Source organism: Niveispirillum cyanobacteriorum, from assembly GCF_002868735.1.
GTDB classification, from domain to species: Bacteria; Pseudomonadota; Alphaproteobacteria; order Azospirillales; family Azospirillaceae; genus Niveispirillum; species Niveispirillum cyanobacteriorum.
Genome location: NZ_CP025611.1, coordinates 908,009 through 926,838 on the forward strand (window position 1 = coordinate 908,009; position 18,830 = coordinate 926,838).

The 18,830-nt window shown below is 63.4% G+C and carries 18 protein-coding genes; 9 read left to right on the plus strand and 9 right to left on the minus strand.

Annotated features, from left to right (window positions below):
• Positions 1-3 precede the first annotated feature (3 nt).
• On the plus strand, positions 4-1,629 hold the full coding sequence (locus C0V82_RS04005; protein ID WP_102111219.1) for an NTP transferase domain-containing protein: 1,626 nt from the start codon (positions 4-6) through the stop codon (positions 1,627-1,629).
• Positions 1,630-1,742: 113 nt separating this feature from the next.
• Here C0V82_RS04005 and C0V82_RS04010 read toward each other — a convergent pair whose 3' ends face one another.
• The gene (locus tag C0V82_RS04010; protein WP_158659724.1) at positions 1,743-2,117 is read right to left on the minus strand and encodes a hypothetical protein; all 375 of its coding nucleotides are present in this window, start codon (positions 2,115-2,117) and stop codon (positions 1,743-1,745) included.
• A gap of 268 nt (positions 2,118-2,385) precedes the next feature.
• Between C0V82_RS04010 and C0V82_RS04015 the strand changes: the two genes are divergently transcribed.
• Positions 2,386-2,649, plus strand: a complete 264-nt coding sequence (locus tag C0V82_RS04015) for a hypothetical protein (protein ID WP_102111221.1) — start codon at positions 2,386-2,388, stop codon at positions 2,647-2,649.
• Here C0V82_RS04015 and C0V82_RS04020 read toward each other — a convergent pair.
• The gene (locus C0V82_RS04020) at positions 2,633-2,980 is read right to left on the minus strand and encodes a hypothetical protein (protein ID WP_102111222.1); all 348 of its coding nucleotides are present in this window, start codon (positions 2,978-2,980) and stop codon (positions 2,633-2,635) included. The genes C0V82_RS04015 and C0V82_RS04020 overlap by 17 nt on opposite strands.
• A gap of 182 nt (positions 2,981-3,162) precedes the next feature.
• On the opposite strand from C0V82_RS04020, the gene uvrB reads away from it, so the two are divergent.
• On the plus strand, positions 3,163-5,355 hold the full coding sequence (uvrB, locus tag C0V82_RS04025) for an excinuclease ABC subunit UvrB (RefSeq protein WP_102113223.1): 2,193 nt from the start codon (positions 3,163-3,165) through the stop codon (positions 5,353-5,355).
• A 91-nt stretch (positions 5,356-5,446) separates the two neighbouring features.
• Positions 5,447-5,878, plus strand: a complete 432-nt coding sequence (locus C0V82_RS04030) for an OsmC family protein (protein WP_199772465.1) — start codon at positions 5,447-5,449, stop codon at positions 5,876-5,878.
• 78 nt (positions 5,879-5,956) lie between these two features.
• Here the strand turns inward: C0V82_RS04030 and accC are convergent, their stop codons facing one another.
• The 5 genes from accC to C0V82_RS04055 all read right to left on the minus strand — a co-directional run bounded on the left by accC (position 5,957) and on the right by C0V82_RS04055 (position 10,601).
• Positions 5,957-7,303 (minus strand): acetyl-CoA carboxylase biotin carboxylase subunit, encoded by a 1,347-nt coding sequence (gene accC, locus C0V82_RS04035; RefSeq protein WP_102113225.1) that lies wholly within the window; start codon positions 7,301-7,303, stop codon positions 5,957-5,959.
• A gap of 31 nt (positions 7,304-7,334) precedes the next feature.
• Positions 7,335-7,805: an acetyl-CoA carboxylase biotin carboxyl carrier protein gene (gene accB, locus C0V82_RS04040; RefSeq protein ID WP_102111223.1), complete on the minus strand. Its 471-nt coding sequence runs from the start codon at positions 7,803-7,805 to the stop codon at positions 7,335-7,337.
• A 34-nt stretch (positions 7,806-7,839) separates the two neighbouring features.
• Entirely contained in the window at positions 7,840-8,298 is a 459-nt protein-coding gene (gene aroQ, locus C0V82_RS04045; RefSeq protein WP_082372405.1) for a type II 3-dehydroquinate dehydratase, read from the minus strand.
• Positions 8,299-8,395: 97 nt separating this feature from the next.
• Positions 8,396-9,541: an MBL fold metallo-hydrolase gene (locus tag C0V82_RS04050; RefSeq protein WP_102111224.1), complete on the minus strand. Its 1,146-nt coding sequence runs from the start codon at positions 9,539-9,541 to the stop codon at positions 8,396-8,398.
• A gap of 295 nt (positions 9,542-9,836) precedes the next feature.
• Positions 9,837-10,601, minus strand: coding sequence for a DsbA family protein (locus C0V82_RS04055; protein WP_102111225.1), 765 nt, complete (start codon positions 10,599-10,601; stop codon positions 9,837-9,839).
• 236 nt (positions 10,602-10,837) lie between these two features.
• Here C0V82_RS04055 and C0V82_RS04060 point away from each other — a divergent pair, with 236 nt between their 5' ends.
• The gene (locus C0V82_RS04060; RefSeq protein WP_102111226.1) at positions 10,838-12,412 is read left to right on the plus strand and encodes a DUF3369 domain-containing protein; all 1,575 of its coding nucleotides are present in this window, start codon (positions 10,838-10,840) and stop codon (positions 12,410-12,412) included.
• 33 nt (positions 12,413-12,445) lie between these two features.
• Here the strand turns inward: C0V82_RS04060 and C0V82_RS04065 are convergent, their stop codons facing one another.
• Entirely contained in the window at positions 12,446-13,813 is a 1,368-nt protein-coding gene (locus C0V82_RS04065; RefSeq protein WP_102111227.1) for a M48 family metalloprotease, read from the minus strand.
• A 148-nt stretch (positions 13,814-13,961) separates the two neighbouring features.
• Between C0V82_RS04065 and C0V82_RS04070 the strand changes: the two genes are divergently transcribed.
• A complete protein-coding gene (locus C0V82_RS04070) occupies positions 13,962-15,056 on the plus strand; it encodes a pyridoxal phosphate-dependent aminotransferase (protein WP_245924145.1) in 1,095 nt (364 codons plus the stop codon).
• Here the strand turns inward: C0V82_RS04070 and C0V82_RS04075 are convergent, their stop codons facing one another.
• Positions 15,057-15,953, minus strand: coding sequence for a branched-chain amino acid aminotransferase (locus C0V82_RS04075; RefSeq protein ID WP_102111229.1), 897 nt, complete (start codon positions 15,951-15,953; stop codon positions 15,057-15,059).
• A gap of 72 nt (positions 15,954-16,025) precedes the next feature.
• On the opposite strand from C0V82_RS04075, the gene C0V82_RS04080 reads away from it, so the two are divergent.
• The 3 genes from C0V82_RS04080 to C0V82_RS04090 are packed head-to-tail and all read left to right on the plus strand — an operon-like array spanning position 16,026 to position 18,624.
• The gene (locus C0V82_RS04080) at positions 16,026-16,517 is read left to right on the plus strand and encodes a MarR family winged helix-turn-helix transcriptional regulator (RefSeq protein ID WP_102111230.1); all 492 of its coding nucleotides are present in this window, start codon (positions 16,026-16,028) and stop codon (positions 16,515-16,517) included.
• A gap of 32 nt (positions 16,518-16,549) precedes the next feature.
• Entirely contained in the window at positions 16,550-17,260 is a 711-nt protein-coding gene (locus tag C0V82_RS04085; RefSeq protein ID WP_370466052.1) for a response regulator, read from the plus strand.
• Positions 17,257-18,624, plus strand: coding sequence for an ATP-binding protein (locus tag C0V82_RS04090; RefSeq protein ID WP_245924146.1), 1,368 nt, complete (start codon positions 17,257-17,259; stop codon positions 18,622-18,624). The genes C0V82_RS04085 and C0V82_RS04090 overlap by 4 nt, the downstream gene beginning before the upstream one ends.
• Positions 18,625-18,830 lie beyond the last annotated feature (206 nt).

The following is an 18,830-nucleotide window of genomic DNA, read 5'->3' on the forward strand; positions in this document are numbered from 1 at the left end:
CTGATGCGTTTCGGTCCCGTACCGGTCGCCGCGTCTGTGGGGGCCATCCTGGCCCATGGCGTCCACCACACCCATGGCCGCTTCGCCAAGGGCCGTGTGATCAGCGGCGATGATGCGACCCTGCTGGCTCAGTCCGGTATCGAAACAATCACCGTGGCCCAATTGGAACCGGGTGATGTTGGCGAAGATGCGGCCGCCACGCGCATCGCCGCCCGTCTGGCCGGCCCCAACCTGACCGTCAGTGCCGCCTATACCGGTCGCGTCAACCTGTTTGCCGCCGCTGACGGGCTTGCTACCATCGACGCGGCCACCATCCATGCCCTGAACCGCGTGGATGAGGCGGTGACCATTGCCACCGTCCCGCCCTTCACGCCCTTGTTGAAGGGTCAGATGCTGGCCACCATCAAGATCATCCCCTTCGCCGTGCCCGACGGTATCATTACGAAACTGGAATGGATGCTGGCCGGCACTGGCCCCGTGTCCCTGTTACCCTGGATCGGCCTTTCCGCTGGTCTGATCCAGACGACCCTGCCCGGTACCAAGCCAACAGTGCTGGATAAAAGCGTCACCGTCACCGCCGACCGCCTGTCCGGCATCGGCGCTGACCTCAGTGCAGATGTTCGGTGTCCGCACGAAGTGAACGCACTTGCCGCGGCCCTGCGGTATATGGAGGGTGATATCCTGCTGGTCATCGGAGCCTCGGCCATCACCGACCGCCGCGATGTCATCCCGGCGGCGATTGAGGCGGCGGGCGGTCGCGTGCTGCATCTGGGCATGCCGGTGGACCCCGGCAATCTGCTGCTGCTGGGCGATCTGGATGGAAGGCCGGTGCTGGGCCTGCCCGGCTGTGCCCGCTCCCCCCGCCTGAACGGCGTGGACTGGGTGTTGCAGCGGTTGGGGGCGGGCCTGCCCGTTGATGCCGCTGCCATCATGTCCATGGGCGTGGGCGGTCTGCTGGCCGAAATTCCGGGCCGGCCCCTGCCGCGCGCGCTCGCCACCGCCCTGCCACGCGCGCCCCGCATCCATGGTCTGGTCCTGGCCGGCGGCTTTGGCCTGCGCATGGGCGGGGCTAACAAGCTGCTGTGTGAATGGCAGGGCAAGGCCCTGGTCCGCCATGTTGTGGACACGGCCCTGTCGGCGCAACTGGCCGGCGTCACGGTGGCCACCGGCCATCAGGCTGATGCCGTCCGCGCGGCCCTGTCCGACCTGCCCCTGGATTTCGTCCATGCCCCCGACCATGGCGACGGCATGTCCGCCACCCTGAAGGCCGGCCTGTCATCCCTGCCCGATGATATTGACGGCGTTCTGGTCCTGCTGGGTGACATGCCGCGCCTCACAGCGGCAACCATGAACCGTCTGATCGCCGCCTACAGCCCCGATGATGGCCGCGCCATTGTGCTGCCCACCTGCGGCGGTCAACGCGGCAACCCTGTCCTCTGGGATGCCGCCTTCATCCCTGAAATGCTGACCCTGACAGGTGACAAGGGCGCCCGCGCCCTGATCGCGGCGCACGCGCCCGTCGTCTGCGAGGTCGCGGTGGAGGATATGGGCACCCTGCTGGATGTTGACACGCCTGACGCCCTGGCTGCTCTCAACAGTAGGTCAGGTCGAACCGAAGGTGAGGCCTGACAGAAAAGGCTTTCAATCCATGTTGAAGGCCGGCGACTGCCGGCCCGGCGCTTGTGCGCCGTGAGCCAAGGGCGCGGATGCGCCCGCCCGGCGACTGAGGGAACAGGTATAAGTTACAGATACTGGCCCAGCACCTTCAAATAGGGCCGTGCGTCCTGCACGAATTGCAGAATCTCATACATGAAGTCGGGCAGGGTGACATGGCCGTCCACGCGGGCCTGACCCAGCACCATGATCATCTGCTTGTTATCGACCACGAACCGGGCGTTTTGCAGGTGGCCGGCGGCGCGCAGCACCTTGGACAGGCGCATGCGCTTTTCGGGCGATTCGATGGTGAAGGGCATGTACCCCACCTCGGCCCAGATCTGCAGCAAGGTACCTTCATCATCCGGCGTCAGGCTGACATGGAACATCAGCCCGTCCAGGAAGAAATGATGACGCGAGGCCGTGGTAGGGCTGGTAACGCTGAAATCGCCGGCTTCGTCCATGCGCACCGCACCCGGACCAATGGGCAATCCCTTTTCCGCTGCGCGCGCCAACTGGGCAACTGTTTGAAGCGCCTGAGACACGGGCGTCACTCTCCCCAAACCAGACCGGCCCCCTGCCAGCCATACACCACCCAATCGTTATAGGCGGGATGGGCAGCAGGTCCAGTGAATTTACATGGACCTATCTGTATGAACAGGCAACTTCTTAACAATTTCGGTCGCATAGTGGCTTCACGCCGCCCCGTACCCTGCGCCCCTTATCCGCCCCATGCTGCCCTATCCCGATCTGCACAACCTGCCTGATGACTTGGCCGCCGCCCTGGTGCGGCTGGTGCGCTTGATCAATCAACTGCGTGTACGCCGTCCCGACCTGGACCGTATGGCCCTGTCGCTGGAGGCGGAGGTGGATTTGCATGCTGCTCGCTTGCTGATCGACCATCTGGATAAGGTGGGCGATGATTTCCACCTGATGCTCAGCCCTTGGGATGGGCGGCAATTACTGGAATCCCCCGGTTTCAGACCACCCGCGTAAGCCGCCAAGCGATGGCGTAGCCGGCGATCAGGGCCATCGCGGCTGCGGGCGCGAACCAGACCGGATGCTCGATCATGGTCAGGTTCATGATCGTACCCGCTGCCAGCACAGTGACAATGATGCCGGGCAGCCACCAATGCCGTACCCCTGCCACCTTGATGGCCGTGAAACCGCCCAGCGTCGCAGCCATCAGATAGGCGACAACTGGACCGGCGAACACGGCCTCGCCGCTGAACAGCGCGTGCCCCGCCTTCTCAACCGCCATGATGATGACCATGCATAGAATGATGCCGGCCACAATACCAGCCACCTGCCGTCCAACCGCCGCCATCCTGACCTCCCGCCCTTGTCATTGGATCAGTTAACCATGTTCTAGGGCTCGCCACCATGGCGCAACTGCGTAAAGGGAACAAAAACGGATCAAACCCCTTTTCGCCGGCCCCGGACAGGCATAGATTACCGGCCATGAGCCAGACCGCCGATCCCGCCGCCGCCCTCGTCCCCGAAGCTACCATGCCCTGGCGCATCAAGGTGGAGGAGAGGCCCTTCATCGAACCGCTGACTGTCGTGTCGGAATACACACCGGCGGGCGATCAGCCGCGCGCGATTGCCGAACTGACCGAGGGTCTGGTGCGGGGGGAGAAGGATCAGGTTCTGCTGGGCGTCACCGGCTCGGGCAAGACCTTCACCATGGCCCATGTGATCCAGAAGGTGCAGCGCCCGACCCTGATCCTGGCACCGAACAAGACGCTGGCGGCGCAGCTCTATGGAGAGATGAAAAGTTTCTTTCCAAACAACGCCGTAGAGTATTTTGTTTCCTATTACGATTATTATCAGCCCGAGGCCTATGTGCCCCGGACCGACACCTATATCGAGAAGGAAAGCTCGATTAACGAACAGATCGATCGCATGCGCCACGCCGCCACCCGCGCCCTGCTGGAGCGGCAAGACTGCATCATCGTGGCCTCGGTCTCCTGCATCTACGGTATCGGCTCTGTCGAAACCTATTCGGAAATGACGATCCCCCTGCAGGTCGGGCAGATGCTGCACCGGCAGGGTTTTCTTCAGAGATTGGTTGAGCTTCAGTACCGCCGCAACGATGCCGGCTTTGGCCGTGGCTCCTTCCGCGTGCGTGGCGACACGATCGAACTGTTCCCCGCCCACCTGGAGGATCGTGCCTGGCGTTTGTCCCTGTTCGGGGATGAGTTGGAGGCGATTAATGAGATCGATCCCCTGACCGGCGAAAAGCTGGCCTCCATGAAGGAGGTGCGCATCTACGCCAACAGCCACTATGTCACGCCGAAGCCGACCCTGTTCCAGGCCGTGGAGCAGATCAAGCGTGACTTGAAGCTGCGGCTGGATGAGCTTGTTCCACAAGGAAAATTGCTGGAAGCACAGCGCCTGGAACAGCGCACCACCTTCGATATCGAAATGATGGTGGCCACCGGCTCCTGTGCGGGTATCGAAAACTATTCCCGCTATCTCTCGGGCCGCAATCCGGGCGAACCGCCGCCCACCCTGTTCGAATATCTGCCCGAGGATGCGCTGCTGATCGTCGATGAAAGCCACGTGATGGTGCCACAGGTGGGCGGCATGTACCGGGGCGACTTCATGCGTAAATCGACCCTGGCTGATTATGGATTCCGCCTTCCATCCTGCGCCGATAACCGCCCGCTGAAGTTTGAGGAATGGGACGCCATGCGTCCGCAGACCGTCTTTGTCTCCGCCACGCCGGGTGATTGGGAACTGGAGCGAACGGGCGGCGTCTTCACCGAACAGGTGGTGCGCCCCACGGGTCTGGTCGATCCGCAGGTCATCATCCGCCCCACCGACACCCAGGTCGATGACGTGATGGCGGAGGTGCGGGAGGTGACGGCCAAGGGCCTGCGCGTCCTGGTCACCACCCTGACCAAGAAGATGGCGGAGGCGCTGACGGAGTACATGATGGAGGCGGGGATCAAGGTCCGCTACATTCACTCCGACGTCGAAACCCTTGAACGCATTGAGATTATCCGCGATCTGCGTTTGGGCGTGTTCGATGTGCTGATCGGCATCAACCTGCTGCGCGAAGGGTTGGACATCCCCGAATGCGGCCTCGTCGCCATCCTGGACGCTGACAAGGAAGGCTATCTGCGCAGCCGCACCAGCCTGATCCAGACCATCGGCCGTGCGGCCCGTAACGTTGAAGGCCGCGCCATCCTCTATGCCGACCGCGAAACCAACTCCATGAAGGCAGCACTGGAGGAAACGGCGCGGCGCCGTGCCAAGCAGTTGGAATATAACGCCGCCCACGGCATCACCCCGGAATCGGTGAAGAAGAATATCTCCGACATCCTGGGCAGTGTCTATGAGCGCGGCGACCGGGTGGAGGTGGATACGGGGGCAGCCGAAGGCATCGGTCTGGCCGGCAAGGACATCAAGACCATCATCGCCGAGCTGGAAAAGAAGATGCGTGCCGCCGCCGCGGATCTGGAATTCGAGGAGGCGGGTCGCATCCGCGACGAAATCCGCCGCCTGGAAGCCATCGACCTGGGCCTGGCCCCCGGCGCCAGCCCCATCCGTGCGTCAGCTCAAGGGGAAAAGCCGCGCAGCAATGCCAAGCCGGAAAGGGGCGGTCGCACCAAGGGGGCCGCCAAGACCAAGGATGGCGGCCTAAATGTCGGCGGTATCGAGTTTGGGGGCAAGAACACCAAGAAGCGGCGTTAAACCCTCTAAAATATTCAGGTGCCCCGCTGCCGCCCGTCACAAACCGGTGTTACGCTCGTATCGTCCAAATTTTCCCAATGGAGACGCAGCGATGGCCCAGATCAAGCGTACCGCCAATGCCGTCTGGCATGGCACCGGCAAGGATGGCAGCGGCACCCTGTCCACGCAGAGTGCAACGCTAGCCAATGTGCCCTACAGCTTCGTGGCGCGCTTTGGCGATGGCAAGGGGACGAACCCGGAGGAACTGATCGCCGCCGCCCATGCCGGCTGTTTCTCCATGCAGCTCTCCTTTTTGCTGACCGCTGCCGGCTTCCCGCCGGATGAGCTGAAGACGGGTGCCGTCCTGATCATGGAAAGCGATGGCGGCGGCTGGAAGATCGCCACCGTCGAACTGACCCTGACCGCCAAGATCCCCGGCATCAGCGCCGACAAGTTCCAAGAAGTGGCCGCCCAGGCCAAGGCGATGTGCCCGGTCTCCAAGGTCCTGAATGCCGAGGTCAAGCTGGCTGCCACGCTGGCATAAGGACCCACGCCCCAAACAAAAACCCCCGGCGGCCAATCGGCTGCCGGGGGTTTTTCATCTCAACACTGAACCGAAACCTCAGCCCTGCTGACGCTTCATCCAGGCTTCCATCCACTTGATGTCGTAATCGCCGTTGATGAAATCCGGCTCCGCGATGATCTTCTGATGCAGCGGGATGGAGGTATCGACACCGGAGATGACGAACTCCTCCAACGCCCGGCGCAGGCGCATCAGGCACTCATTGCGCGTGTTGCCATGGACGATCAGCTTGGCGATCATGCTGTCATAATGCGGCGGCACGCGGTAGCCATCATACAGCGCACTGTCGACGCGCACGCCCAGGCCGCCCGGCGCATGATACTGCTTGATCTGGCCCGGCGACGGCATGAAGGTCTCGGGATGTTCGGCATTGATGCGGCATTCGATGGAATGGCCGTGGAACCGAATATCCTGCTGCGTATAGCCCAGCGGCGCACCCGTGGCGACGCGGATCTGTTCGCGCACCAGATCGACGCCCGTCACCATTTCGGTGATCGTGTGTTCGATCTGCAGACGGGTGTTCATTTCAATGAAATAGAACTGCCCGTTCTCGTACAGGAACTCCATGGTCCCCACACCGCGATAGCCCAGAAGCTTGGCAGTGCGGGCGGCCAGCGTGCCGACCTTCTCCCGCTCCTCGGCATTCAGCGCGGGCGAGGGGGCTTCTTCCACCACCTTCTGGTGGCGGCGCTGGACGGAGCAGTCGCGTTCGCCGAAATGCACCACGTTGCCATGGTGATCGCCCAGCAGCTGCACCTCGATGTGGCGCGGATTGGCGAGGTACTTTTCAAGGTACACTTCGTCATTGCCAAAGGCGGCGCGCGCTTCGCCGCGGGCCAGCGAATAGGCTTCCTTCAGCTCATCTCGGCTGAAGGCGACCTTCATACCCTTGCCACCGCCGCCGGCAGCGGCCTTGATCAGGACCGGGTAGCCGATCTGGTCGGCCACGTTGGCCGCCGTTTCGAAACTGTCCACGGGGCCGTCAGAGCCGGGAACGCAGGGAAGACCGCGCGCAATCACCGTCTTCTTGGCGGTGACCTTGTCGCCCATGACGCGGATATGCTCCGGCGTCGGCCCGATCCAGGCAAAGCCATGCTCGATCACCATGTCGGCGAACTGGGCATTCTCGGCCATGAACCCGATGCCGGGATGAATGGCGTCGGCGCCCGTGATGGTCGCCGCCGACAGGATCGCCGGGATGTTCAGATAGCTGTCCTTGGCGGCCGGCGGGCCGATACAGACGCTTTCGTCGGCCAGACGCACATGCATGGCATCGGCATCGGCCGTGGAATGCACGGCCACTGTCTTGATCCCCATCTCGCGGCAGGCGCGGTGGATACGCAGCGCGATTTCGCCGCGATTGGCGATCAAGACTTTTTCGAACAGCCCGTCCTGGGATTTCGCCGTCATGGGTCGATCACTCAATGATCAGCAGGGGCTGGCCGAACTCGACCGGCTGGGCATTGGCGACCAGGATCTGGGTCACGGTCCCGCCCTTGGCGGCCTTGATCGGGTTCATGACCTTCATGGCCTCAATGATCAGAATGGTCTGACCGGCCTTGACGGTGTCGCCTTCCTTCACGAAGGGCGGGGAGTTGGGGTCGGCAGCCATATAGGCGGTGCCCACCATCGGGGACTTCACGGCACCGGGATGCTGGGCCGGGGCCACGGCGGCAGGCGCCGCAGCGGCTGGGGCGGCGGCGGGGGCCGCAGCGGCGACCGGGGCCGGCGCATAGGCCGGGGCATAGCCCATCGGGGCCGGCGGGGCCGCGCGGCTCAGCCGGATGCGGCGCTCGCCTTCCGAATATTCCATTTCCGTCAGGCCCGACTCCTCCAGGAGTTTGGCCATGGTGCGCACGAACTTGGCATCCAGATCGAAGCTCGACATGGTGTTCTCAACCTTATGAAAGGGACCGGTGGTTTCAGGGCTTGGCCGTGGCACGGATCAGGCGGTCAGCTGCCTGCAGTGCCAGGACATAGCCATGGGAACCCAGGCCACAAATGACCCCCCGCGCGGCCATCGAGACATACGAATGATGCCTGAACGGTTCGCGGCGGAAGATGTTGCTTAGATGCACCTCGATAACCGGCAGTTCAACCGCCGTCAACGCATCCAGGATGGCGACCGAGGTGTGGGTATAGGCTCCGGCGTTCAACAGGATGGCGGAACGGGTTCCGCGAGCCTGCTGGATCCAGGTGACAAGCTCGCCCTCATGGTTCGACTGGCGGAAATCGATCTCCAGGTCCAGGCGCGCGCCCTCGGCACGGCACAGGGCCTCGACATCGGCCAGCGTCTCCGACCCATAGATCTGGGGTTCACGGGTGCCGAGCATGTTCAGGTTCGGCCCGTTCAGAATAAGGATCGAAGGCTGTTGGGCCAACTTGGGCCGTCCCTTGTGATGTTCGCCGAAAGCCGGGCGGTTATAGCATGGCTGGCCGCATCGGCAATGGAGATCGACATTACGTAACGGAAGGTGGTCAACCACCCCCCTGTATGATGGGATCGCCCTTGGCCTCTTTAAAGACGCTGGCAACAAAGGGCTGGCGCCAATATTGGTCGAAGATGCGGGACCGGAAGGCATCACCGCCGCTGAACATCTGCGCCTGCGCCGAAAGATCGATCTGTTTTTGAACATCGTCCAATGAAAGCCCCTGCGCCACCAACGGCGCCACCTTGGCGCGCGTCTCGGCGATCAGTAAGGACAGTCGGTCCAGATATGTCGCGTCCTTCATCACCGTGCCATGACCGGGCACCAGCATCTTGAAATCAAAGGCTTTCAGTGCGGCCAGCGTGGCCTCCCAATCCTTGGGATAGGACCCGAAACCATAGGGGATGGGGGAGACCACGATGTCACCGCTCATCACGATCTTTTGTTTGGGCAGCCAGGCGACGGCATCCCCATCCGTATTGGCGCGCCCCAGGAAACGCAGCTCGACGGGGCGCTGCGGATCATCGATCAGCAGCCTGTCATCGAACCCTTCGGCGGGCACCAGCATAGCCCCGCCCAGCAGTTCCTGACCGTAATGTTGCAGCTCTCGGGCCGCCTGGGCATTGCCCGCGCGCACCGCCTCGGGCAGGTCGCTGCGGGCCGCTTGACTGCGCAGATGGCCCACCGCCCCCTCCAGATTGCGACGAATCGCATCATCGGAAGCGGTATCCCCTGTGGGCATGAAACGCGCGACCTTGGGGTCGGTCAGGGTGCGGCGGGTGGCATTGGTGGCGATGGTCCGCACCTTCGGCCAGCGTTGCTGGATGGTGCGCAACCCGTTGATATGATCGCCATGCCAATGGCTGACAACAACCGCCTTCACTGGCTTTGGCGATAGGGCAGCCAGCATGTCCAGGATGCGGGCCGCCCCGGCCGGTGTGCCGCCACTGTCGAACAGCACGAACCCGTCCGCCTGCTCCACGGCGATGACATTGCCATAGGGCTGAACATGAAACGGTTCGGGCGACGCGAACAGCCAGACCCCGTCGGCCAGTTTCGACGCCTCATACAGATACCCATCTGCCGCTGTCACCGTCGTGCCCGGCGGATAGGGCAGGTTAGGCACCTCATGCGCCCCGGCGGGTAGGACCAGTGCTGTCAGGACCAGGGCGGTGCGGCAGGCATTCTTCCACATAGGGGCGGCTCCGGGCGGTTGATCGTCCGATCATACCGCCGGAAGGGGGCACCGCTGCGGACCGCTCTGCGCCTTAGTGGTGGGGCCTGTTTGCGGGATGATCCGCACCGCTGTTTTCAACTGGCCCCCATCGTCATCCCGGCGAAAGCCGGGACCCAGGGGCCAATTGCCAGACGATTGTGCCGTTACGAATGGAGCCGGCGGTCGGGTTTTAGCCTGCTGCCCCTGGGTCCCGGCTTCCGCCGGGATGACGATCAGAAGCATTTTGAAGCAGTCCTTATGACCCGGCCCAGCCTCAGCCACCCGCCTTCTTGGCCGCACGCGTCGCGTTGAACAGGGCGATGAACTGTTCGGTCTCAATGGCGCCCGGCACCACGGTATCGCCGATGACAAAGCCCGGCGTGCCACGGATGCCCAGCTTCTGGGCCAATTCCATATTGGCCTTGATCTCCGCCTCTATGGCCGGATCGCCCATATCCTGTTCCAGCTTTTTCAGGTCCAGGCCGACATCCTTGGCCGTCGCGCGGATGGCGTCGCTGTCCAGGCGGCCCTCATGGGTCATCAGGGCGGTATGGAACGCCTCATACTTGCCCTGGCGGTTTGCGGCCAGGGCGGCCTTGGCGGCTTCCTTGGAGGACGGCGCCAGGATGGGGAATTCCTTATAGACGACGCGGACCTTGCCATCGCCCTTCACGGCGGCGCTGCGCTCCGGATGGGTGCGCTTGCAATAGCCGCAATTGTAATCGAAGAACTCCACCAGGGTCACGTCACCCTTGGCGTTGCCGCCCACCGGCGACATGGCATTCTGTTCCAGCGCCTTCCGATTCGATTTCAAGGCCTCGGCAACGGCCTTGTCGCCTTCGGCCTGCTGCTTCTTCTCCAGCGCTTCCATGGCCTCCAGCAATATCTCCGGATGGGTCAGAAGATAGTCGCGGACAATCTGTTCAACCGCCGCCTTGTCCAGCGGCTTGTCGGCGGCGAACACGGGCAGGGCGGTTGTACAGGACAGGGCCAAGCTCAGCGCCAGAACCGGACCCGAAAGGCGAAGACGAGAGAACATTGATCACACATCCATGAAGTGGTTGCCCGCACCATGGACCGGTCAGACCACGCACGCAACCGCGACGCGGAATGAAACCCCTGTTTTCAAGGGGCTTGCCTCTGGGCACGAGCTATGCCGTGATACGTAAGTGTGCATTGGTATTGCCAATGGCAATGTGCGACCGTGATCATGGTTGATACGTCCGGCAAAAGGACGGGGTTACGGACGATGACAGGGAGCGGCGTACGGTTGTGATGGTGGGCGACGACGACGAATTCCTCTTCAAGGAGGAGGGGCCGGAACTTCCGACCGCCGTTGACGTGTCCGCTGCTTCTGTCCGTCCCTGGCTGATTCTGATCGTCGATGACGATCCCGAAGTGCATGCCATGACCCGTCTGGTCATGAAGAAATTCGCCTATCGAAACCGCCCGGTTCAGTTCCTGTCTGCCTATTCGGCGGAAGAGGCGCTGGGCATCCTGCGCAATGATCCCGGCATCGCCATGGTCCTGCTGGACGTAGTGATGGAAACGGACGATGCCGGCCTGCGTCTGGTGCCGCGAATTCGCGACGAACTGGGCAATAGCCAGGTTCGTATCATTCTGCGCACCGGACAGCCGGGGCAGGCGCCGGAAGATGACGTCATCCACGGCTATGACATCAATGATTACAAGGCCAAGACGGAACTTACGGCGCAGAAGCTGGGAACTGCCACCGTCGCGGCCCTGCGTTCGTATGAGCATATCACCGAACTGATGCGCTCCCGCCAGGGCATGGAACGCATCATCGACGCTTCCAGCAACCTGTTCACCCTGCGCGCCATCGACCGCTTTGCAGACGCGGTGCTGCGTGAACTGGCCCGCGTGCTGGATGTAGCGCCCGACGGCTTGGTCTGCGTGCCGCGCGGCAGTGCCCGGGCCGACGCGCAGATTCTGGCCGCCCAGGGCAGGCACGCCGACAGTGTGGGCCTGCCGCTGGGCCACAGCGTCGATCCGGCCCTGGCGGCCAAGGTGATGGAGGTGCTTCGCGCCCGTCAGCATCATTTTGATGACAACGATGCCATCCTCTGGCTGCGCACCGCCGATGGCCGTGATGCTGCCGCCTGCCTGCATGTCGGTCGTTCCCTGGACGGGCTGGAACGCAAGCTGGCAGAGGTGATGGGCGCCAAGATCGCCATCGGCTTTGACAATCTGCACCTCTATGATCAGGTAAAGCGCTCGCACAAGGCTGCCGTCATCGCGCTGGCGGGCCTGGCGGAATATAAGGACCCGGATGGCGGTGGCGACCATGGGCTGCGCCTTTCGCGGCTGGTTACCGAAATCGCTTTCGCCCTGCGTCAGCAGGAGGGCTGGGACAGGATCATCGATGATGAGTTCCTGGAACAGATCACCATGGGTGCCATGCTGTACGATATCGGCATGGTCGGCGTCCCCGACAGCGTGATCCGCAAGGAAAACATTCTGGATGCCGATGAACGCCACCAGATGGAAATGCACTGCGAGCGCGGCGCCGCCATCCTGGAAAAGGCCTCGCGTCTGGTGGAAGGCAGCAATTACCTGTCCTTCGGCGCTGCCATCGCGCGGGCCCATCACGAACGCTGGGACGGCAGCGGCTATCCGCACGGCCTTTCGGGCACGGACATTCCACCCGCCGCCCGCATCATCGCGGTGGCCGATGTCTATGATGCACTGACCCACCGCCGCTCCTGGCGTGAAGCGGTGCCCTTGGCCGATGCGTTGAAGTCGATTGAGGAAGGGGCCGGTACCCTGTTCGACCCGTCCGTCGTCGCTGCCTTCTTCCAGGTGCGGCAGGCGCGGGGCCGAACGCGGTAATCAGACCCGCATCCCCAACCCCGCGACAAACCCTTAATTATATTCCCGCACCCCCGGATGGCTTTCGACCATCACGCGGATGTCCTGCGCCCGGATCCATTCCGGGGACCCGGCGGGCAGCATGCGTTCGGCCCGGTCGGCATGGTACTTGGCGGCCCGGATGTCACCGCGCGCCAGCGCTTCCTCTGCGCGGGCATAGGCCAATTGCGGCTGCTGATCAGCGCGGCTATAGGCCGATGACAGCAACCGCCAGGTCAGCGCCGAATTATGTTCCAGCCGGGCCGCCGCCGTCAGGTGCGTGATGGCCTCATTCAGGAACCGGTCATTGCCGACCTCCAGCAGCGCATGGCCCAGCGCATTGCGCAGCAGACCCGATTCCGGGTCAAGGCGCACGGACTCGCGATAGGGGATGACGGCTTCGGCGGCCTTGCCATCCTCAAACAGGATTTGCCCTTTCAATTCATGGAAATAGGCGTTGTCCTTCTCCTGCGCGATCAGGCTGTCGGTGATGGTCAGCGCCTCGCGCACATTGCCGCGCTGATACAGCGCGATGGCGCGGGCATAACGCGCGGGGATGGCATTATCGGTCGGCGAATAATGGCGCAGCGCCACGTCCGGCCGCATGAAGCCCATCAACTTGGCCACCATGCGTTCATGCATCGCATAAAAATTGTCCGGCAACCGCTTGCCATTATTCTGTGATTTCGTTTCCACGAAATTGCGGATGGCCTCGATACGGTTGCGGGTCAGGGGGTGGGTGCGCACAAACTCCACCTGCCGGCTTTCGGGCAGAAGTTCCTGTCCCGCCAGCCGCTGCATCATCTTCATCAGGCCTTCGGACGACCAGCCCAGCTTTTCCAGATACTGCATGGCTGCCTCATCCGCCGACCCTTCCTGGCCGCGCGTAAAGGCGAAGAAGGTGCGCATGGCCGCTTCCTGGCCACCGCCCATCAGGCCGATGCCCACATCGGTGCGCCCGGCCCCGATGGCCGCCGCCATGCCCAGCAGGGTGAAGATGCTGGCAATGGTGGCGGCATTCGACATGGCATCGCCGGCCCGGGCCAGATGGCCGCCGGCAATGTGCCCCGTCTCGTGCGCCGTCACGCCGACCAGTTCCTCCACCGTCGTGTCCATCAGGAAGCCGGTATGGAAGAACATGTTCTGCCCGCCGGCCACAAAGGCGTTCAGGCTGTCATCATTGACCATGGCGATGGTCACCGATTCCGGCACGACACCTGCCACCTGCAAGATGGGGGTGGAATAGACGCGCAGGATATGTTCGATTTCGGTGTCGCGAATGAAACTGATCGACCGCTGGGCAATGGCGGGCTGCACGGCCAGCGTTGCTGACATCAACAACGCCACAGCCGCACTGGCAATCCGCTTTGGAACCGCAAACATGTCTTTATCCATCGGCAAGGCCCCTCGGCCCGACACTAGCCACGAAAAACATGGCGAGGGAAGGGCGAGTTTAAAGGCCGTCACCGGAGATGCAATCTGGGCGCCCTCTCAACGGGGTGCGGTTTCGCCCTTCATCGTGATGGAGGTGATGCGGGCGGCCAATGAACGCGCCGCCGCCGGGGGCGATGTCCTGCATCTGGAAATCGGGCAGCCGGGCACACCGGCCCCGCGCGGCGTCATCGCGGCGGCCCATGCCGCTCTGGATAATGACCGCATCGCCTATACCGACGCGTTCGGCATCCCGCCATTGAGGGAGGCCATCGCCCGCTGGTATCGCGACCATTACGGTGTATCGGTGGGGGCGGAGCGGATCGCCATCACAACGGGTTCCTCTGCCGGCTTCCTGCTGGGCTTCCTGGCCGCGTTTGAACCGGGCGACCGCGTGGCCCTGGCCGCCCCCGGCTATCCCGCCTACCGCAACATCCTGCGCGCGCTCGGTCTGGAACCGGTCGAAATCCCGACCGGCCCCGAAACGCGGTTCCAACCGACCCCGGCCCTGCTGGCGGCATTGGATAAACCCGTGAAGGGCCTGATCGTGGCCAGCCCCTCCAATCCCGCCGGCACCATGCTGTCGCCTGAGGCGTTGCGCGAGTTGGCCTTGTGGTGTGAAGCCAACGGCGTCCGCCTGATCTCTGACGAGATCTACCACGGCATTGAGTTCACACCCGTGAAGGGCCAGACGGCCCTGGCCTTCAGCGACCGCGCCATCATCATCAACAGCTTTTCCAAATATTTCAGCATGACGGGCTGGCGTCTGGGCTGGATGGTGGTGCCGCCGGAACTGGTGCGCTCCGCCGAATGTCTGGCCCAGAACCTGTATATCTCTGCCCCCACCCTGTCACAGCGCGCGGCCATCGCCGCCTTCGACTGTACGGAGGAGGCGGACAGCCATGTTGCGCGCTACCGACGCAGCCGCGACCTGCTGCTGAATGAGCTGCCACGCGCCGGCTTCGACAATCTGGCCCCCGCCGACGGCGCCTTCTATGTCTATGCCGATGTCAGCGGCCTGACCGACGATAGCGAGGCCTTCTGCAAGCGCATCCTGGCCGAAACCGGCGTCGCCATCACGCCGGGCCTGGATTTCGACACGGCTCGCGGCCACCGCTATCTGCGCATCAGCTTCGCAGCGGCCGAGGCAGAGGTGGCCGAAGCCGCCCGCCGTCTGGTGGCCTGGCGGCGCTGATCATTCCGCCGCCACCGCCGCCATGCGCCCATTCACCAGATCGCTGTAATCCCCGATCATGGCGCGGCACACCGCACCGGGGATGAATGTCCAATCGCCGATGCGGCGTACGGGTGTCACCTCTGCCGCCGATCCGGTCAGGAACACCTCGTCGGCTCCCTGCACCTCGTCCAGCGTGAAATGCCGTTCCAGAACGGTCAGGCCCCGGCGGCGCGCCAGATCGATGATGGTCTGGCGTGTAATCCCGTTCAGGAAGCAATCCGGGATCGGCGTATGCACCACGCCGTCCTTGACCATAAAGAAATTGGCCCCCGTCGCTTCGGCCACAAAGCCCCGGTAATCCAACATCAGCGCATCCTGACGCCCATTCTGCTCCGCCTCATGCTTGGAGATGGTGCAGATCATGTACAGCCCCGCCGCCTTGGATTCCGTGGGTGCGGTATCCGGGGCGGGCCGGCGCCAGCGGGCGATTTCCAAATCGATGCCCTGCATCCGCGCTTCCGCGCTGAAATAGCTGGGCCATTCCCAGCAGGCGACGGCCAGATGGATGCGGTTCTTCTGTGCTGCCACCCCCATCATCTCACTGCCGCGCCAGGCGACGGGCCGCAGATAGCCATTGGTCAGGCCCGCTGCCCGACAGACCTCCACCTTGGCCGCCTCGATCTCCGCCACGCTGTACGGGATGTCAAAACCCAGCAACTCTGCTGACCGGCGCAGGCGGACCGCATGTTCATGCGACTTGAAGATCACGCCGTTGTAAATGCGCTCCCCCTCGAATACACAGCTTGCATAGTGCAACCCGTGCGTCAGCACATGGACCTGCGCTTCCCGCCAGGGCACCATCGCCCCGTCGAACCAGATATGGCCATCACGGTCATGGAAGGGGATGACGGACATTTTGGGGCTTCCTTGTTGTTTTATGTCGTGTACAACAGCATCCACGATACGGAATTGCGGAAATAAGTCAACATGGCTGACATAAAATCGGGACCGAACCCGCTTTTCCTGCGCGAGGAGGACCTTCGCCAGGGCATTGAGCTGCTGTTTTACGCCTATCGTGACTTCACGGCGGAACCCGACGCCATGCTGGCCAAGATCGGGCTGGGCCGCGCGCATCACCGCGTCGTCTATTTCGTGGGCCGCTATCCCGGCATCACCGTGACCGAACTACTGGGCATCCTGCAGATCACCAAACAGAGCCTGAGCCGTGTCCTGTCCGATCTGGTCGATCAGGAATATATCGCCCAGCGTCCGGGCACGAAGGACCGGCGCCAGCGCCTGCTGACCCTCACCGACAAGGGCGTGGACCTGGAACGCAGCCTGTCGGACGCCCAGCGCGCCCGCATCGCCAGCGCCTATCGTGCCGCAGGTGCTGCGGCGGTGGAGGGGTTCCGCACCGTCATGCTGGGCATCATCGACGCCGAGGACCGCGCCAAATTTCCGCCCCCTGGCAAGCGGTGACCATCGCCCCCTTCCATGCTATGTGAAGGGCCATGATGAGTGACGATCCCGCCGAACAGCCCCACATCCTGGTCGTGGATGATGACACGCGCCTGCGTGAGGCGCTGCGCCGGTACCTGGGCCAGAACGGCTTTCTGGTCACCGGGGCGGCCGATGCCGCCGATGCGCGGGCCAAGCTGGCGGGCCTAGCCTTCGATCTGGTGGTGCTGGATGTGATGATGCCGGGGGAAAACGGCCTGTCGCTCTGTCGTCACCTGTCGGCCAATGGCGGCCCGCCCGTCCTGCTGCTCACCGCGCGGGTGGAGGCGGGGGACCGGATCGACGGGCTGGAGGCGGGGGCCGATGATTATCTGCCCAAACCGTTTGAACCGCGCGAACTGGTTTTGCGCTTGAACGCCATCCTGCGCCGTACGCTGCGCCCGCGTGGCCGTACCGCCAGCACCGCTGTCCCCATCCGTCTGGGCCGCTACCTGTTCGATGCAGAGCGGGAGGAATTGCGGGCAGGGGACGAGGTCATTCGCCTGACCGCCATGGAATCCGGCTTGTTGCGTGTGCTGGCCGCTGAACCCGGCGTGGTGTTCAGCCGCGAGGCGTTGGTGGAAAAGGCTGGCGTTGACGCCGCCAATGAACGCACCATCGACGTACAGGTCACCCGCCTGCGCCGCAAATTGGAAGATGATCCGCGTGAACCGCGTTATCTTCATACGGTACGCGGTGAAGGTTATGTGTTGAGGCCCGATTGACCGGCTGGTTGCAGTCCTTGTGGAAACGCCGTCCCCGGCCCCTGCGCGGGCTGAAACGGATGGTGCCGGCCACCCTGTTCGCGCGCTCCATGCTGATCATGATGACGCCCGTGGTGCTGGCCCAGGCTATCGCCACCTTCGTCTTCTATGACCGGCACTGGGACACGATGACCAATCGGTTGGCCAATTCGGTGGCCGGCGAAATCGCCCTGGTGATTGAACAGATGTCGCGCGACGGGGATGAGAAGGCGCGCGAAGAAACCCTTTCCATGGCCGCGCGCCATACCGACATCCTGTTCACCTGGACAGCGGGGGAGGTGCTGGACGACCCGCCCGCCCGGCTCTATAGCGGGCTGGAAGAAACCTTGGGCCAGGCCCTGGATGACCGCGTCCGCCGGCCCTGGCGCATCAATTCCAACGTCGCCCATAAATGGATCGAGATCCGGGTACAGATGCCGGATGGGGTGCTGTCGGTCCTGTCGCCGGAACGACGGCTCTACAGTTTCACCTCCTACCTGTTCATCATCTGGATGTTGGGCAGTTCGCTGGTCCTGTTCTCCATCGCCACCCTGTTCATGCGCAACCAGATCCGGCCCATCCGCCGTCTGGCCGTCGCCGCCGACGCCTTCGGCAAGGGCAGGGACATCAGCGATTTCCGCCCGGAAGGGGCGTTGGAGGTGCGGCAGGCCGCCCATGCCTTCCTCCTGATGCGCGACCGTATCCGCCGTCAGATCGCGCAGCGCACGGAAATGCTGGCGGGCGTCAGCCACGATCTGCGCACGCCCCTGACCCGCATGAAGCTGCAGCTTGCCATGATGCCCGACATGGCAGAGGTGGAGGAGATCAAGGCCGATGTGGCCGAAATGCAGGTGATGATCGACGGCTACCTTTCCTTTGCGCGCGGTGACGGGGAGGAGGAGGAGCGGCAGGTTGATCTTTCCCTGCTGCTGGCGGAAATCGCCGGCAATGCCAGACGGGAAGGGGCCCGCCTGACCCTGGACCCGATGGTCACCCAGGGCGACGCCGTCATCCTGCCCCTGCGCCTCTTGTCGCTGCGCCGCTGCCTGACCAACCTGATCGGCAATGCCGCGCGTTATGGTCGCCATGTCTGGCTCAGCCTGGAACGGCGCGGCAATTTTGTGGAAATCCTGATCGATGATGATGGGCCGGGCATCCCGGAGGATCAGCGCGAAGCCGTCTTCCGCCCCTTCCACCGCCTGGAACCATCGCGCAATCAGAAGACCGGTGGCGTCGGCCTGGGCCTGACCATCGCCCGCGACATCGCGCGCCGCCATGGCGGCGATATCCTGCTGCGCGACAGCCCGCAAAAGGGCCTGCGCGCCGTCGTGCGCTTGCCGTTGTAGGGTTGAGTAACCCATCGCCACCCCTTTCGTCCTCCCGCTCCCCTCGTCATCCCGCCCCCCTTCGTCATCCCGGCGAAAGCCGGGACCCAGGGGCCACAGGATCAAACCTCTCCACCGCCGCGGTCAAAGCAGCGGACAGGTCGGGCGCTTGGCCCTGGGTCCCGGCTTTCGCCGGGATGACGAGGGGGAAGATGGTCAAGAGCGTG

What these genes read in the sequence shown, in the direction of transcription:
- C0V82_RS04005 (WP_102111219.1), top strand. Translation starts at nt 4, where the DNA reads ATGCGTTTCGGTCCCGTACCGGTCGCCGCGTCTGTGGGGGCCATCCTG.
- C0V82_RS04010 (WP_158659724.1), bottom strand. Translation starts at nt 2,117, where the DNA reads ATGGACGAAGCCGGCGATTTCAGCGTTACCAGCCCTACCACGGCCTCG.
- C0V82_RS04015 (WP_102111221.1), top strand. Translation starts at nt 2,386, where the DNA reads ATGCTGCCCTATCCCGATCTGCACAACCTGCCTGATGACTTGGCCGCC.
- C0V82_RS04020 (WP_102111222.1), bottom strand. Translation starts at nt 2,980, where the DNA reads ATGGCGGCGGTTGGACGGCAGGTGGCTGGTATTGTGGCCGGCATCATT.
- uvrB (WP_102113223.1), top strand. Translation starts at nt 3,163, where the DNA reads ATGCCCTGGCGCATCAAGGTGGAGGAGAGGCCCTTCATCGAACCGCTG.
- C0V82_RS04030 (WP_199772465.1), top strand. Translation starts at nt 5,447, where the DNA reads ATGGCCCAGATCAAGCGTACCGCCAATGCCGTCTGGCATGGCACCGGC.
- accB (WP_102111223.1), bottom strand. Translation starts at nt 7,805, where the DNA reads ATGTCGAGCTTCGATCTGGATGCCAAGTTCGTGCGCACCATGGCCAAA.
- C0V82_RS04050 (WP_102111224.1), bottom strand. Translation starts at nt 9,541, where the DNA reads ATGTGGAAGAATGCCTGCCGCACCGCCCTGGTCCTGACAGCACTGGTC.
- C0V82_RS04055 (WP_102111225.1), bottom strand. Translation starts at nt 10,601, where the DNA reads ATGTTCTCTCGTCTTCGCCTTTCGGGTCCGGTTCTGGCGCTGAGCTTG.
- C0V82_RS04060 (WP_102111226.1), top strand. Translation starts at nt 10,838, where the DNA reads ATGGTGGGCGACGACGACGAATTCCTCTTCAAGGAGGAGGGGCCGGAA.
- C0V82_RS04065 (WP_102111227.1), bottom strand. Translation starts at nt 13,813, where the DNA reads ATGTTTGCGGTTCCAAAGCGGATTGCCAGTGCGGCTGTGGCGTTGTTG.
- C0V82_RS04070 (WP_245924145.1), top strand. Translation starts at nt 13,962, where the DNA reads ATGCGGGCGGCCAATGAACGCGCCGCCGCCGGGGGCGATGTCCTGCAT.
- C0V82_RS04075 (WP_102111229.1), bottom strand. Translation starts at nt 15,953, where the DNA reads ATGTCCGTCATCCCCTTCCATGACCGTGATGGCCATATCTGGTTCGAC.
- C0V82_RS04080 (WP_102111230.1), top strand. Translation starts at nt 16,026, where the DNA reads ATGGCTGACATAAAATCGGGACCGAACCCGCTTTTCCTGCGCGAGGAG.
- C0V82_RS04085 (WP_370466052.1), top strand. Translation starts at nt 16,550, where the DNA reads ATGATGAGTGACGATCCCGCCGAACAGCCCCACATCCTGGTCGTGGAT.